At 65.3% G+C, this 15354-nt stretch carries 17 protein-coding genes; 9 read left to right on the forward strand and 8 right to left on the reverse strand.

Annotation, left to right across the window (positions count from 1 at the left end):
* Window positions 1-43: 43 nt before the first annotated feature.
* Window positions 44-850, reverse strand: coding sequence for a transglutaminase family protein (locus V3C33_10935; GenBank protein ID XAS66027.1), 807 nt, complete (start codon window positions 848-850; stop codon window positions 44-46).
* Between the two features lie 94 nt (window positions 851-944).
* A complete protein-coding gene (locus V3C33_10940; GenBank protein XAS66028.1) occupies window positions 945-1760 on the reverse strand; it encodes a hypothetical protein in 816 nt (271 codons plus the stop codon).
* 196 nt (window positions 1761-1956) lie between these two features.
* Here V3C33_10940 and V3C33_10945 point away from each other — a divergent pair, with 196 nt between their 5' ends.
* The 5 genes from V3C33_10945 (at window position 1957) to V3C33_10965 (ending at window position 4709) form a co-directional block, all read left to right on the forward strand.
* Window positions 1957-2619 (forward strand): DUF1684 domain-containing protein, encoded by a 663-nt coding sequence (locus V3C33_10945; GenBank protein ID XAS66029.1) that lies wholly within the window; start codon window positions 1957-1959, stop codon window positions 2617-2619.
* A gap of 80 nt (window positions 2620-2699) precedes the next feature.
* Entirely contained in the window at window positions 2700-3287 is a 588-nt protein-coding gene (locus V3C33_10950) for a DM13 domain-containing protein (GenBank protein XAS66030.1), read from the forward strand.
* Window positions 3288-3336: 49 nt separating this feature from the next.
* Complete coding sequence (locus V3C33_10955) at window positions 3337-3540, forward strand: hypothetical protein (protein XAS66031.1); 204 nt, start codon at window positions 3337-3339, stop codon at window positions 3538-3540.
* A gap of 72 nt (window positions 3541-3612) precedes the next feature.
* A complete protein-coding gene (locus tag V3C33_10960) occupies window positions 3613-4200 on the forward strand; it encodes a fumarylacetoacetate hydrolase family protein (protein ID XAS66032.1) in 588 nt (195 codons plus the stop codon).
* A gap of 17 nt (window positions 4201-4217) precedes the next feature.
* Window positions 4218-4709: a GtrA family protein gene (locus tag V3C33_10965; GenBank protein ID XAS66033.1), complete on the forward strand. Its 492-nt coding sequence runs from the start codon at window positions 4218-4220 to the stop codon at window positions 4707-4709.
* Between the two features lie 90 nt (window positions 4710-4799).
* Here V3C33_10965 and V3C33_10970 read toward each other — a convergent pair whose 3' ends face one another.
* From V3C33_10970 to V3C33_10995, 6 genes are all read right to left on the reverse strand, one after another.
* Window positions 4800-5957: a cysteine desulfurase family protein gene (locus V3C33_10970; GenBank protein XAS66034.1), complete on the reverse strand. Its 1158-nt coding sequence runs from the start codon at window positions 5955-5957 to the stop codon at window positions 4800-4802.
* Window positions 5958-5964: 7 nt separating this feature from the next.
* Window positions 5965-6852, reverse strand: a complete 888-nt coding sequence (nadC, locus tag V3C33_10975) for a carboxylating nicotinate-nucleotide diphosphorylase (protein XAS66035.1) — start codon at window positions 6850-6852, stop codon at window positions 5965-5967.
* Window positions 6845-8569: an L-aspartate oxidase gene (gene nadB, locus V3C33_10980; GenBank protein ID XAS66036.1), complete on the reverse strand. Its 1725-nt coding sequence runs from the start codon at window positions 8567-8569 to the stop codon at window positions 6845-6847. Before nadB ends, nadC begins: the two co-directional genes overlap by 8 nt.
* On the reverse strand, window positions 8566-9873 hold the full coding sequence (nadA, locus tag V3C33_10985) for a quinolinate synthase NadA (protein XAS66037.1): 1308 nt from the start codon (window positions 9871-9873) through the stop codon (window positions 8566-8568). Before nadA ends, nadB begins: the two co-directional genes overlap by 4 nt.
* Complete coding sequence (locus V3C33_10990) at window positions 9870-10580, reverse strand: NUDIX domain-containing protein (GenBank protein XAS66038.1); 711 nt, start codon at window positions 10578-10580, stop codon at window positions 9870-9872. Before V3C33_10990 ends, nadA begins: the two co-directional genes overlap by 4 nt.
* A 120-nt stretch (window positions 10581-10700) precedes the next feature.
* Window positions 10701-11174, reverse strand: a complete 474-nt coding sequence (locus V3C33_10995) for an Lrp/AsnC family transcriptional regulator (GenBank protein XAS66039.1) — start codon at window positions 11172-11174, stop codon at window positions 10701-10703.
* Window positions 11175-11351: 177 nt separating this feature from the next.
* Here V3C33_10995 and V3C33_11000 point away from each other — a divergent pair, with 177 nt between their 5' ends.
* The 4 genes from V3C33_11000 to V3C33_11015 all read left to right on the forward strand — a co-directional run bounded on the left by V3C33_11000 (window position 11352) and on the right by V3C33_11015 (window position 15353).
* Complete coding sequence (locus tag V3C33_11000) at window positions 11352-12737, forward strand: amino acid permease (GenBank protein ID XAS66040.1); 1386 nt, start codon at window positions 11352-11354, stop codon at window positions 12735-12737.
* Between the two features lie 193 nt (window positions 12738-12930).
* Window positions 12931-13968 carry a thiamine pyrophosphate-dependent enzyme gene (locus V3C33_11005; GenBank protein ID XAS66041.1) on the forward strand — a complete coding sequence of 346 codons (1038 nt, stop codon included), beginning with the start codon at window positions 12931-12933 and terminating at the stop codon, window positions 13966-13968.
* Window positions 13969-13981: 13 nt separating this feature from the next.
* Window positions 13982-15031 (forward strand): alpha-ketoacid dehydrogenase subunit beta, encoded by a 1050-nt coding sequence (locus V3C33_11010; GenBank protein XAS69721.1) that lies wholly within the window; start codon window positions 13982-13984, stop codon window positions 15029-15031.
* Window positions 15024-15353, forward strand: coding sequence for a biotin/lipoyl-containing protein (locus V3C33_11015; protein XAS66042.1), 330 nt, complete (start codon window positions 15024-15026; stop codon window positions 15351-15353). Before V3C33_11010 ends, V3C33_11015 begins: the two co-directional genes overlap by 8 nt.
* The last annotated feature ends 1 nt before the right edge of the window (window position 15354 follow it).

Raw genomic sequence — 15354 nt, forward strand, 5'->3', positions numbered from 1 at the left:
GAGGGCGGCGCTGCCGGAGCTGCCCCCATACAGGAGGGCGGCGCTACCGGAGGGCGACCATCTTGGCGGGGTCTTCTTCCGGCAAGGTGCCCTCAACAACTGCGGTAACCCTGAGCTCGGTCAGCGACAGGCTCCCGCCCACTGTGGAAAGAAACGCAGTGTCCGAGGAGTCGCGGCCGGCGGTGATCCGCAGCATGGATTCCCGCGGCGCCAGGCCCGTGGGGTCGATGATCTGCCAGATTCCGTTGATGTGGGCCTCGGCAACGGCGTGGAAATCCATGGGGCTGAGCCCGGGCGCGTAAACGGCCGCGAGCCGGGCCGGGATGTCCTTGGAGCGCAGCAGGGCAATGGCCAGATGCGCGAAGTCACGGCAGACTCCCCGCCGGTTCAGGAGTGTCTCAACCGCGCCGTCGGTACCGCGTGAGGATCCGCTGACATACCGGAGCTCGCTGTACACCCAGTTGCGCACCGCATGAAGCAGCTCTTCGCCCTGAAGGCCGCCGAATTCCGCGTAGGCCGTGGGCAGGAGCCGGTCCGACTCGGCATAACGGCTGGGGCGGACATAGCGGATGAGTTCCATCAGGGAAGCCGGCTCCGGCTCGGCCAACCCGGCCACTCTGGCTGTGTAGTCCACGGTGACCTCGGTGGGTTCCGCGAACTCCATGTAATGGAACCTGCCGCCGTGGTGGTCGGACAGCTCTGTCACAGGCACCCGCTCGGAGCCTGCCAACACCGACAACGTCTCGTCAAGGGATGTGTAGCCGGGGTTTCTGGCGACGGAAATTGCCAGTGCCGCCTTTGTGTCGGCCATGGTTTTGAAGATGAGGCGGGCGGCCACAGTGCGTTCCATGTATCTCCGGGGTATGAGGTTACGGCAGGCCGGTCCCCGTCGGCGGGCAGGGTGGGTGCACGACAGGCGGCTGGGTGCGCGGCAGGCAGCTGGGCTAATTCTTGATCTTCAGAGACAGTAGCATCCGCTGGACATTGGCGAATTCCGATCCCTCGTTGACGTACTTGGCCGCCTGGTCCAGGGTGTTAAAGGTCTTTGCCGGCGCAACTTTTTCGTCTGTTGCGAACGCCTTCAGGATTCCGATATCACCAAACGAATAGTTGCCCGTACCCTGCGGGCCGCGGACGACGTTGCGGAGTCCGCAGGACTTTCCGTCGGCACCTCCCACCAGGTTGGTGATGCCGTATGACCCGAAGAACTTGTAGCCCTGGACCACGCGGAACACCACATGCGGCTCTATGGTCCCTTCCCCGCCGACGTGGGGCAGGTCCACGGGAACACTGCTCACCACCACATACGGCTTGCGGGCTGAATCCGGGCACTTTGCGGGGGAGGCTTCCGGCAGCCCCGTCTGAAGGGTGGCCAGGTATGTTCCGTCGGCCTTTTTGACTTCGATTTTGAGAGCGCCGGGCAGCGTCCCCTGATCCGGTGCCACCGTCTGCGCAATCCATTCGTCCGGAAGGTCAAAACTTACGTTTTTGGCGGGATCCGCAAAGACTTTCCACGACGACGCCGTAGCCCCGGGCGCGGCCGGCGCGGAACCCGATGCTGTGGAACCGGAAGTCTCGCCCGGCGTTGCGCCCGCCGTACCGGAAGGTGTCCCGGATGCGGTGCTCCCAGAGCTGTTGCCCGGCTGCACCGTAAAGGCCGGCGTCCCTTTGCCGTCACTGCTGCAACCGGACATCACGGCTGCGGCCACCACCATGACGGCCGCGATCCGGGCCCTGCGGGATGTTGCTGTCGCTGTCATGCAGCCAGCCTAGCGGGGTCCCCGTCCGCTAAGAGCGTCCGGATCAGTGTTTCGTCGGAGCGCACACCCTGGCCTGAGGTCCCGCGGCCCCACAGGTAAGTGCCGTCGGTGGGCTTGGAAAGGCGGTTGGGTCCACGCGCCGGTCCGCATCCGGCAGCCGGGTTTTCCGCGTGCCAAAGAGTACTAGGGTGGAGTCATGGCGGATGAGCATTTTGACGCGGCCGAAGGCAGCCCGGCGGATATTTCCGCAATCGACATCGCAGACTGGCGTCTGCGGACCTTTGCGCTCTATGACAACGTCCGCAGAATTGCGGCAGACAACCCCGCGGAAGCGCATTCGTATTGGCGCCAGGAGCGGGACCGCATGTTCGGCACCCATCCGGCCTCGGCCCTGACGTCGGACGCCAAGGCAAACTTCGGCGGACTAAGAACTGCCGATTACGATCCCATCTACCGCTTCCACGTACCGCTGACCCAAGAGGGCGCCGGCCGGGAGATGAGCGTTGAAACCGGCACCGACGGTGTGGTCAGGTTTGTCCGGCTGGGCACCTTCGACCTCCCGGAAATGGGCCAGCTCGCCGTCTGGAAGCTCCATGGATATGGCGGCGGAATCTTTGTACCGGTCCGTGACGCCACAGCCGGCCAGCCGGGCGGCAGCTACGGCGCGGGCCGGTACCTTCTGGACACCATCAAGGGCGCCTTCCACGGCGTGCACGGTTCCGGCCCCGGGGCCGAATACGTGCTGGACTTCAACTTCGCCTACAACCCCTCCTGCGCCTACAACGAGGCCTGGGCCTGCCCTCTCGCCGGTCCTTCCAATAGGCTTGCCGTGGAGATTCCGGTCGGCGAGCTATACTGAGCCGCAGGCCACGGCGGCTGTCATCGGATGGTAAGAATTTCGCGCGGACAAGGGGGCTTCAGCAGGCCTAGGCTTGAGGAATGAACCTCACCAGGCACAGGAAACTGCTAGCTGCGCTTGGCACCGTTGCGTTGGTGGCCGTCATCGCGGGTGCGGCCCTGTTCCAGCCGTGGCGCATTTTCACCAGCAGCCAACTGGACGAGGCGCTGCCTGCCGCCGCGGCGCCGTCGTCGATCCAAGTGGAAAGTCCGACGGCGGTCACACGGGTTCCGTCCGGCCCCCCGGTTACACAGGCGCCGGCACCCGCACCCGCGATCCTGGCAACCGGAGCGTTCCAGTCGCAGGAACACGCCACCACCGGGACGGCAAGCCTGCTGAACCTGCCGGACGGCACAAAAGTAATCAGGCTGGAAAACCTGGCCAGCAGCGACGGCCCCGACGTCAAGGTCTGGCTGAGCAGCCTCGAAGCAGGCGGTGACTGGTTCAAGTACCGCTCCGGCAAGTACGTTGACCTCGGCGCGATCAAGGCTACCCATGGAAACCAGAACTACACTGTGCCCGAGGGCACGGATATCTCTGCCCTGACCACTGTGGTGTTGTGGTGCGACCGCTTCAGCGTGGCCTTCGGATCGGCACAGCTGACCCCGGCGCCACGGAGTGCGCGCTAAATAGCGGGACATCTCCCCCGCAACCTCCGGCAGGACATAGGATGTCTTCATGACTTCCCCAGCCTCCGGCCGAATCGCCCGCGTCCGCCCGCACTCGGCGGCTTCGGCACGTACAGCCGCTGCAGCCGAGCAGTTCTTCGTGGCCAATGATGCCGCGGAGTTCGGCAGCGATGCCGGCAAGGTGTGGACAGTCGTTGAAACGCCGTTCCCGGGCTCACCTGCAAACGCCAGCAGCGCTCCGCGGCCGGGCTGAGAACCGGGTGCCACCGTCCCCGAGGACACCTTTGAGTTCCTTGCGCCCAGTGTTCCGGCAAATGTGTTCGGCATGGCACACAACACCGGGCGGCCGGGCCGTGATCTCCCCGCCCAGGCATTCCACAAGGCGTCAACCAGCGTGATCGGCCCGGGCGAGGCGATTGAGCTGGCCTCCGACGCTGGGCACGTTGACCCGGAAGCTGAACTGACCGTCGTCGTCGGCCGTAAAGTTTGCGGACTGACGCTCGAGAACGCACGCAGCGCCATCCTTGGTTTCACCATCGGCAACGATGTGTCCGCACGGGACCTGCAGAAATCCGATGAACTGTGGATCAGCGTGAAGAGCCAGGATTCGTTCACACCCGTTGGACCTTGGATGGTGACTGGTCTGGATGAGGCGGACCTGTCCATCAGCATCGTGCACAACGGCAGCGAGCTGAAGGCTGCCAATTCCGCAGATCTGGGCTGGAAGGTGGACGAGATCCTGGTGTACCTGACGTCCTTCATGACCCTGCACCCGGGCGATCTGGTGCTCACCGGCTTCCCGGCCGAGTGCGCCCGGATCCAGCCGGGCGACACCGTCACGTGCCGCGTCCAGGGAATCGGCGAACTCACCAACCCCGTCACGGCCGCCTCGTGGGAGGAAATCACCGCCTGATGTGTGAGGCTTGAGCCATGGATTCCCCCGCTGCGCCGACCGCCCAGCTGACGCAGCGGCCTCCGCGCCTTGCTCCGGCAACGCGGCACTACCGCGGAATCCTGCGTTTTCCGGTGGTCCGGCAGCTCATCCGGTTCACGGGTGTAGGGGTCATCTGCACCGCAGTGTCCCTCTCTTTGTACGCGCTGTTGCGTCCTTGGCTGGGTCCGCAGCTGGCGAATGCGGCGGCCCTGACCGTCACCTCCGTGATGAATACCGCGCTTAACCGACGCCTGACGTTCAAGATCACGGACCAGCGCAGGATGGCCCGTGACCACCTCAACGGACTGTTTGTCATACTGGTGGCGCTCGTCATCACTGGCGGCAGCCTGGGTGTGCTGCACTGGCTCCGACCCGGGGCCGCTGTGGCCGACGAACTGTGGACCACCACCCTGTCCGGGTTCCTGGCCACGGCCGTGCGGTTCACTTTGTTGCGGCACTGGATCTTCCGGCGCGCCCGGCACCGCTAGCTGCCCCGAATCCCCCCAGCTGGGTAGCAGCAGACGTCGTTTCGAGCGCTCAAAACAGCGTCTGCTGCTACCCGGTTGGGTCCTGAGCGGTCAGCCGCGGCCCAGCGTCCGGACGTTTTCGACGGCGGCCCTCACGGCGACCGCTGTCGTCTCCAGTTCCGCCGCCGTCACCGTCGAGTCAAAGCTGAACCGGACGGCTGTCTGCGCCACCTCGGCTTCAATTCCCAGTGCCCGCAGGACCGGTGATGGCGCATCCGAGCCGGCCGCACATGCGGATCCGCTGGAGCACACCACGCCTTGGCGCTCGAGCTCCAGAAGCACGGACTCGCCGCTCGTCCCGGGGAAACAGAAAGACGCCACCGATGGCAGCCGCTCGCTCGGATGGCCGGTCAAAAGAGCGCCGGGGACGCCTTCAAGCACGGCGCCGATAAACCCGTGCCGGAGTGCCGTGACCCGTTCGGCCAGCCCATGCTGATCCGTGTGCGCCAGCGTCAACGCGGTAGCCAGAGCCACGGCACCGGCCACGTTCTCCGTCCCGGAGCGGCGCCCGCGTTCCTGCCCGCCGCCGTGAACCAGCGGCTCCACCCTGGTCCGGCCTCGCACAAACAGCACCCCGCAGCCCTTTGGCGCCCCGAGTTTGTGTCCCGACAAGCTCAGGGCATCCACCCCGAGCCACTTGACGTCAATGGGCAGCCACCCTGCAGCCTGGACGGCATCGGTATGGAACGGAATCCCCCGGGCATGCGCCAGCGCAGCCAGCTCAGCTACCGGCTGGACCGTACCCACCTCGTTGTTCGCATACATCACACTGACCACGGCGGTCTCTGGCCGCAAGACAGCGCCCAGAGCCGCCGGAGTGACGCGCCCAAAAGCATCCACCGGAACCACGTCCACCGTGAAGCCGTGGAACCGCTCCAGGTACCGCGCTGATTCCTCTACCGCAGGATGCTCGACGGCGCTGATCACCACCCGGTTCAACGCCGGGTCCGCGGCCTGCCGGGCCAGTGCAATGCCCTTAACGGCCAGGTTGTCTGCTTCGGTCCCGCCCGAGGTAAACGTGACCTCACCCGGCCGGCAACCCAGCACCTTGGACACCGCGGCACGTGCCCCCGCGAGCCCATTGGCGGCAGCCTCGCCCAGGGAATGATGGCTCGACGGATTCCCGAATTCGCCGGTGAGGTAGGGCCACATGGCTTCGAGTGCCTCGCGGCGGACCGGTGTGGTGGCGGCGGCATCCAGGAAAATCATGAGGAGCTCAATTGACCGTGAGTCCGACGTCCAGCAGTTCAATGTCAAGGCCAAGATCCAGGGCGGCCACGCTGTGCGTCAGACCGCCGATGGAGATAACGTCCACACCGGTGGCGGCGATGCCGGCCACAGTCTCCAGGTTCACGTTGCCGCTGGCCTCCACCCGGGCCCGTCCGTTCACCAGCGCCACTCCGGCGGCGAGCTCGTCCAGCCCGAAGTTGTCCAGCATGATGGTGTCCACCCCGGCAGCAAGCACCGGTTCGATCTGCTCCATCCGATCCACCTCCACTTCGAAATGCGTGGTGTGGCCGAGGTGTGCCTTGGCTGCCGCCAGCAGTCCAGTCAGCTTGGCGGAATCGCCGCCGGTCATCACGGCCAGGTGGTTGTCCTTGGCCAGAACGGCGTCGGAAAGGCTGTAGCGGTGGTTCGCTCCCCCGCCGCACCGGACCGCGAACCGCTCCAGAATCCGCAGGCCGGGAGTGGTTTTGCGGGTGTCGGTGATGCGCGCCTTTGTGCCATCCACCAGCCGCACAAATTCGGCTGTCTTGGTGGCGATGGCGCTCATCCGCTGGACAAGGTTCAACGCCACGCGTTCGGCGAGCAGCACCGAACGCGCCCGTCCGCTGACCCGCGCCAGGTGCGTTCCGGCGTCGAACGCGTCGCCATCGGCGAGCAGCAGCTCCACTTCCGTTTCCGGGTCGATCAGCAGCATGGCGTCGCGGAAGACCGTGGCCCCGCTGAAAACGCCGGGAACGCGCGCGTTCAGGACAGCGGTGGCCCGCGCTTCGGCCGGGATGAGCAACTGCGACGTGATGTCGCCGGCCGGTGCATCTTCGGCATAGGCGCGCTCGAGGATGTCCCGCACGGGGGCGGCGGGGAGAGTCAGTTCAGTCATGGACGAGGCTCGCTTTCCGGCTCATGGTGTAACGCTTGTGTATATCGTCGACGGCGGTTGCCGCCGGCTGACCGTCGCTGCGGTAGTGCGCCCCGAGCGAGCCGCGCCGTTCCTGCGCAGCGTGGACCAGCAGTTGCGCGGCAAGGAGCAGGTTGGCGTCCTCGTGCTCGCGCGGCTCCAGAGAGTCCTGCACGTATTCGGAAGGCTCGACGGCGTCCCATTGATCCAGCACCTGGGCGGCCTCAGCCAACATTCCACCCGAACGGAGCACCCCGGCCTTGGCCGTCATCAAACGACGAAGGGCACCACGGGAGAACGCTTCATCGCGGAACGGCGTTCCGGCAGCGTGCGTCAAAGGGAGGCCGCTTGCGGCCGAGCTAGCACGCGGAGGAATGCCGTTTTGCGAATCCATCGAGCTGGCACGCGGAGGGGCGCAGTTCGACGGCACGCCAGCCAGAAACGCCTGAACCGCCCTCCGCCCGAAGACCAACCCTTCGAGCAATGAATTGCTGGCCAGCCGGTTGGCACCCTGGACGCCTGTGCAAGCCACTTCGCCCGCAGCCAGCAGCCCGGGCACGGTGGTGCGGCCGTGCAGGTCGGTGGCCACGCCGCCCATCCAGTAGTGCGCGGCGGGCGCAACCGGTACCAGTTCCGTGGTCCAGTCGACGCCTGCGGCGCGCGTCCGGCTGCTGATGGTGGGGAACCGTTTGTCCAGGAAACCCTGGCCCTTGGCAGCCTCGATGACGCGGGCGTCGAGGAATACGTGCCCGTCGGCGTCCCCCAGATTGGCCAGGTGCAGGGCGATGCTGCGCGAGACGACGTCACGCGGGGCGAGCTCGGCGTCGGCGTGATAGTCGGGCATGAACCGGTGACCGGCTGCGTCGAGCAGGATGGCACCTTCGCCACGGACGGCCTCGGAAATCAGCAGCGGATCGGTATTTGTTTCGGCGGTTCCCGCTGCTTCCGGGGCGTCGGCGGGGAGCACCATGCAGGTGGGGTGGAACTGGAAGAATTCGAGGTCCGTAACGCTGGCCCCGGCACGCCAGGCAAGGGCCAGTCCGTCGGCTGTTGCCACGGAGGGGTTCGTGGTCCGGGCGAACAGCTGGCCGGCGCCGCCGGTGGCCAGCAGCACAGCGTCGGCTTGAAGGTCCTCATTGCGTCCGGCCTGGATGAAGTTGGCACCGGTCACGCGACCCTCGCTGTGCGTCAGGGATGTCACCAGGGCGTTGGCGAGAATCTGCACCTTCCCTTCGGCCTCGGCAGCCAGCACAGCGCGGATAAGGGCCGAGACAACGCCGGCTCCGGTGGCGTCGCCTCCCGCGTGCAGGATCCGTGGCGCGGAGTGGGCCGCTTCGAGCCCCAAGGCGGGATCGCCGTCGTCGTCCATGTCAAAACGCACACCGAAGCGCCCAAGTCCCGCGATATCCAGCCGTGCTTCGGTGCAGAGGACCCGCACCGCTTCCTCGTTGCAATGCCCGGCTCCGGCCTTAAGCGTGTCGGCAATATGGGCCGCAACGGTGTCGCCAGGGGCAGGCTCGTCGAGTACGGCGGAGATACCGCCCTGCGCGTAGCATGTGTTGCTGTCCGAGAGGGCGCCCTTGGTCAGCAGCACCACTTCGGCGCCGGCCTCGGCGGCACGCAGCGCCGCATACAGGCCCGCAATCCCGCTGCCGACGACGATCAGCCGCTTGCGGGCCGGGGAATCGACGTTTCTCATTGGGGCTTCGAGGCCAGCATGCGCTCCAGCGCTGTCCTGGCGTTCTCTTTCACGGCGTCGTCCACCGTGATGCGGTTGACCACGCGGCCCTGCACCAATTCCTCCAGCACCCAGGCCAGATAGCCGGGGTGGATCCGGTACATGGTGGAGCAGGGGCAGATCACCGGGTCCAGGCAGAAGATGGTGTGCTGCGGGTACTCTGCCGCGAGCCGGTTCACCATGTTGACCTCGGTGCCGATGGCGAACGTGGTGGGCTCAGCTGCCGCCGCGATAGCCTTCTTGATGAAGTCCGTGGAGCCGGCGGAATCAGCGGCGTCCACCACCTCCATGGGGCATTCGGGGTGCACCACCACCTGCACGCCCGGGAACTCGGCACGGGCCTTTTCAATCTGGCCCACGTTGAAGCGCTTGTGGACCGAGCAGAAGCCGTGCCACAAGATCACGCGGGAATCGAGCAGCGCCTGTTCGTCGTTGCCGCCGAATTCCTTGCGGGGGTTCCACATGGGCATCTGCTCAAGGCGGACGCCCATGGCCTTGGCTGTATTGCGGCCCAGGTGCTGGTCCGGGAAAAACAGCACCCGTTGGCCGCGCTCGAAAGCCCACTCGAGAACGGTCTTGGCATTCGAGGACGTGCAGACAATGCCGCCGTGCTCGCCGCAGAAGGCCTTCAGCGCGGCCGAGGAGTTCATGTAGGTGACCGGAATAACCGGAACCCGGCCCTCGGCGTCGGGCGCTGTGCCGAAAATTTCTTCAAGCTGTTCCCAGCAGTCCTCCACTGAATCGGTGTCCGCCATGTCCGCCATGGAGCAGCCGGCCGCGAGGTTGGGCAGGATGACGGCCTGTTCCGGCCTTGAGAGAATGTCCGCGGTTTCGGCCATGAAGTGCACGCCGCAGAAAATGATCGCCTCGGCGTCGGGCCTGGTCAGGGCCGCGTTGGCCAGCTGGAAGGAATCACCCACAAAGTCGGCGTATTCAACCACTTCATCGCGCTGGTAGAAGTGGCCAAGGATCACGGCGCGGTCGCCGAGGGTCGCCTTGGCCGCACGGATGCGGGAATCCAGTTCGGCGTCGCCGGCAAGTTTGTATTCCTCGGGCAACTGGCCCTGGCGGGGCGTGGCGGGCGGTGCCACATTCGCGCTCGAAGCTCCCGGACCGTACGCGGGGATGCCGGCGCGGGCCTCGGCCAGGTCATAGTCCCAGGGTCCCCGGGCGAGGGCGGGGCTGCATGTGCTGCCGGCTGCGGCGGCACCGTTCTCAGCCTGTTCGCGCGTGATCAGCTGGATTGCTGTGTTGACGCTGCTCATGGTGTGCTCCTGTTGTCTGGGTCAAGGCCTGGGCGGCCGGTAAATCGGTAAAGGCGTGGCGGGCGGTGTTTTCCGCCCTGCAGGTATTCACCGGTTTCTTCGATCTCCGGTGCGGATTTGATCTGCCGGCGGAAGTTGGCGGGGTCCAGCTGGCGGTCCAGGACTGCCTCATACACTTCGCGGACCTGGGCGAGCGTGAAGTACTCGCCCAGCAGGTGATAGGCGATTGCCCCGTAGGCCAGCTTGTTGCGCAGCCGCCAGAGCGCGTACTCAACAATCGCGTTGTGGTCGAAAGCCAGGCTGCCGAGCCTGTCCGCCCGGAACCACCTGACATTTTCGGATTCGTCAGCGAGGGCGGCTTCAGTGGGCTGTACCAGGGCCCAGTAGGCAATGGATACCACGCGCTGGCTCGGCGAACGGTGCAGACCGCCGAAGGCATAGAGCTGCTCGAGGTAGCTGGGTGCGAGACCGGTGGTTTCGCGCAGGTTCCGTGACGCCGCATCCTGGAGCGACTCAGCGTGGGTCAGCGGGCCGCCCGGCAAAGCCCACAGGTCCTTGAACGGCTCACGGATCCGGCGGACCAGCGGGATCCACAGTGTGGGGCGGCCGGACTGCTCGCTGGGTCGTAGCACGAAGATCACCGTGGAGATGGCCAACGACGGCGGAGCCACCTGCCGCTCGGCAACGTTGGCTGAGTTGGTGTACACGATGATTCACCCCGCTCGATGGGCGCCTGCGGCGCTTCGACTAGTTATAGTCAACTTGACTAGAACTAATCCTACGGCGGCTTTTGCCGGTGTCAAAATGTTTCAGGTCACACAGGGCGGTTATGACGGGACAGCGGCGGCTTCCAGGAGCGGCAGTGTCCGCCCCTGGAAGTGGGTGTTGAGCACAATCACCGACGACGACCGGAGCACCGTTTTGGTGGCGATCATGGCGTCCAGCACACGTTGCAGGTCGGGATTTGATCTGGCGGCGATGCGCGCCATGAGATCGGAGCTGCCGGAGACGGTGTGGATCTCGATCAGTTCCGGGATTTCAGCAAGAGCCTCAACCACGGCGTCGTGCCCCAGATCCTGGTTGATGGTCAGGGAGCAGAATGCCACTACCGGGAACCCGAAGTGCGACGGATCCGGCTGCGGCACCCACGAGCCGATGACCCCTGTTTCGCACATCCGGTCAAGCCGCGACTGCACGGTGGCTCTGGCCACCTTGAGAACCCGGGATGCTTCCAGGACGGCGGCCCGGGGGAAATCAGTGAAGAATCGGACAATTTTGGCGTCCAGAGCGTCGACATCCATCTGAGTACTCCTCCTGGCAGGCAATCACATCACAAACCGCCATCAATCTGGATGTTTACTATACAAACTGCCTCCATGATCTCACGCCTGGGAGAAGTCAGGGCTGTGCCGAGGCAGTAAATTCGAATGGTCCCAAGAGGACCCCACCAGACACCGACCACAAGAAGGTATGCAGGCATGACAATGAAGTCCACGGCAGAGCGCCCGGCTGCACAACTCGTCCACAGCATGAAACCCCGCCAACTGACCATGATGGGGCTTGGCAGCGCCATCGGCGCAGGCCTCTTCCTCGGCTCAGGCGCGGGCATCCAGGCGGCCGGACCGGCGGTGCTGATTTCGTACCTGGTTGCCGGCACCCTGATCATTCTGGTCATGTGGGCGCTGGGCGAAATGGCTGCGGCCAACCCCAACAGCGGCGCGTTTTCAGTCTACGCGGAGCGGGCGATGGGAAAGACAGCCGGTGCCACTGTGGGCTGGCTGTGGTGGCTACAGCTGGTGGTGGTCATCGCCGCCGAGGCTCTTGGTGCAGCCGGCCTGCTGTTCTCGGTCTGGCCAGTCGTTCCCGTCTGGGCTCTGGCCCTGATCTTCATGGTGGTCTTCACCGGCATCAATCTGGCGGGTGTGAAGAACTTCGGCGAGTTCGAGTTCTGGTTCGCCATTCTCAAGGTGACCGCTATTGTCCTGTTCCTGGCCATCGGCGCGGCTCTCCTGCTGGGACTGCTGCCGGATGTCGCGTCGCCCGGGCTCTCCAACATCACCACAGACTTTGCCCCCGCAGGTCTCGGCGGAATAGCCACCGCGCTGTTCGTAGTGATCTTCGCGTTCGGTGGTACGGAAATCGTCAGTGTGGCCGCCGCGGAAACAGAAGATCCCGAACGCAGCGTGGTCAAGGCCATCCGCACTGTGGTGTGGCGGATCCTGGTGTTCTACATCGGCTCCGTGTTTGTCATCGCCGCTGTCCTCCCCTCGACGTCGGAAGCCCTGGCATCACCCTTCGCCGGCGTGCTCGATGCCGCGCGTATCCCCGGAGCCAGTGCGGCGATCACCCTCGTGGCCGTCGTCGCACTTCTCTCTGCCCTGAACGCAAACCTCTACGGCGCTTCCAGGATGGTGTTTTCACTCTCCGAGCGCGGCGAGGCACCGCGCTTCCTCTCAAAGCTGAGCGGCGCCCGCGTCCCGATGGTTGCCGTGGGCGTGTCCGTGGCCTTCGGCTTTATCGCCACCGTGCTGGAGCTGCTATTTCCGGAACGGATCCTACCGGCGCTGTTCCAGCTGGTCGGTTCGACATGCCTGGTGGTGTGGGGCTCCGCCCTGGTGTCCCAGCTGATCCTGCGCCGCCGGGCAGACCGTGATGGCACTCCCCTGCCGCTGCGCATGACCGGGTTCCCGGCGCTGACCATCTTCGGTCTGGTGCTCCTGGGCCTGATCTTCGCCGTCGGCTTCAGCGCCGAAAGCAGCCGCCTCCAGCTGTTCAGCACCACATTGCTGATCGCCGGCATCGCTGCCGCCTGCCGGATCGGCGCCAGGCTCACGTCAGCGCCCGCCAAGTCCCCGACTGAGTAGCAGCAGACGTCGTTTTAAGCGCTCAAAACAGCATCTGCTGCTACCTAGTTGGGCGGGGCGGGACTGGATCAGAAATGAGAGGTCTATACAAACTGCTAAGGGATCTGCGCACGGAGCTGGCAGGCTTTGGCAGTATGACTAGCCCGCGGTAGGCGGATTGCTCAAGCTGCCGGCGGTGGCTAGGGTCACAGGTATGGACACTCTGCCTCCGCCGGACGCCAGCAACGAAGCTGCTCCGCTCACGCCCATTCAGCTCCGCGAGCTGTATTCGCTGATGGTGGCCGTCCGCCACCTCGACACCTCGACCATCGCCTGGCAGCGGCAGGGAATCATTCCCGGCTATGCCCCGGAGCTGGGGCAGGAAGCGGCGCAGGTGGGCAGCGGCTACGCCGTGGATACCACCCGCGATTTTGTCTTCCCCACCTACCGGGAAATGGGAGTTGCCCGCGCCATGGGCGTGGACATGGTGGCCTACATGGCCACCCACAAGGCCACCTGGCACGGCGGCCTCTACGATCCACTGACTTCTAGGCTTGCCCCGATCCAGGCTGTCGTGGCAGGTTCCGTGCTTCACGCGGTGGGCTGGGCACACGGCCAGACGCTGGACAACAAGGACGGCGTGGCCATGGCCTACTTCGGTGACGGCGCCTCCTCCCAGGGCGACGTCCACGAGGCCATGAACTTCGCTGCCGTCATGAAGGCTCCGGTGGTGTTCTTCACGCAGAACAACGGCTGGGCCATTTCCGTCCCCACCGAGCGGCAGGTGGCCGGAGGCTCGGTGGCCGCCCGCGCGGCCGGTTACGGCATCCCGGCCATCAAGGTGGACGGGAACGACGTCGTCGCGGTGGTTGAGGCGACCAGGCGCGCCTTCGCGCACTGCCGGGCAGGCAACGGACCCGTGGCGATTGAGGCCATGACGTACCGCCGCGGCCCGCACTCCACGTCCGATGATCCCGGACGCTACCGCTCGCTCGATGCCGAACGGACGGATGCGGGCGTGGATCCGCTGGAACGCTTCAGGAAACAGCTGCTGGCCGACGGCGTCGGGGACGAGTCGTTCTTCGCAGAGGCACTGGCCGCGGCGAAGGCAGAGGAAGAGCAGATCCGCACCGGGATCCAGGCGCTTGGATCCCGCCCCGGCACTGAAATGTTCGACCTGGTCTTCCAGGAAACCACCCCTGCCCTGCAGGCACAGGCCGCCAACTGGCGCGAGGAGTCCGAACATGTCTAAGAATGCAGGCACCATGACCGGATTTCGAAAGGCCCCATCACCGGAGGGACAAGCACCGGAGACCAGGACCGTGGAAATGTCCATGCAGCAGGCCCTGAACCGCGCGCTGGATGAAGTCCTGGCCGAGAACCCCAAGGCGGTCATCTTCGGTGAGGACTGTGGCAGGCTGGGCGGCGTCTTCCGCATCACTGACGGGCTGCAGGCCAAACACGGCGAGGGCAGAGTCTTTGACACGCCGCTTGCCGAGTCCGGAATCCTGGGCATGTCCGTGGGCCTTGCCATGGCCGGTTTCCATCCCATACCGGAGGTGCAGTTCGACGGTTTCGCCTACCCGGCCATCAACCAGATCGTCTGCCAGATGGCCCGCATGAACTACCGCAGCCGCGGCACGCTGCCGATGCCGATCACCCTGAGGGTCCCCAGCTTCGGCGGCATCCGTGCTCCTGAACACCATGGGGAAAGCCTTGAAGCGCTCTTCGCCCATGTTCCCGGGCTCAAGGTGGTCTCGCCGTCGAACCCGAACGAGGCCTACCACCTGCTCAAATACGCGGCCACCCGCCCGGATCCGGTCATCTTCATGGAGCCGAAGTCGCGCTACTGGCAGAAGGGCGACGTCGACCTCGACGGCGGCGGCTCCCCTGACGCAGAAAGGAACACCGGCGCCAAGGTCATGCGCGAAGGCCGGCACATCACCCTCGTGGCGTGGGGGGCCATGGTGGCACGCTGCCTGCAGGTGGCTGAACTCGCCGCGGAGGACGGGATTGACGTCGAGGTCCTGGACCTGCGCTGGCTCAAGCCGATCGATGCAGAGGCGCTGGCGAGTTCCGTCGCCAAAACCAGGCGCGCCGTCGTCGTGCATGAAGCTCCCTTGACTTCCGGCCTGGGTGCCGAAGTGGCGCAGCTGATCACGCAGAGCTGTTTCGATACGCTGAAGGCGCCGGTGGAGCGGGTCACGGGCTTCGACGTCCCCTACCCGTCCGGCGATCTGGAAGACGAATACATCCCGAACATTGACCGGATCCTTTTTGGCATCCAGCGAGTATTGGAGTACCGACGTGGCTGAAATATCCTTCCCGCTCCCTGACCTCGGCGAAGGGCTGATCGAGGCAACGGTGCTTGAATGGCTGGTTGCTCCCGGCGACCAGGTCGAACGGAACCAGCCGCTGGTGGAAGTTGAGACCACCAAATCGGCCGTTGAACTGCCCAGCCCGCAGGCAGGTAAAGTGGTGCGTATCCACGGCGGGCCCGGTGACAAGATCAATGTCGGCGAGCCCCTGATTGTGTTTGAGGTGCCGGACAACACTGCCGGCATTGTGGGCACGGTCCCGAAGGAAGAGGCACCGAAGCGCCGGGTCCGCCTGAGCGCCGTACTTGATGAGGACTGAC

Source organism: Micrococcaceae bacterium Sec5.7, from assembly GCA_039636785.1.
Lineage (GTDB): Bacteria > Actinomycetota > Actinomycetes > Actinomycetales > Micrococcaceae > Arthrobacter.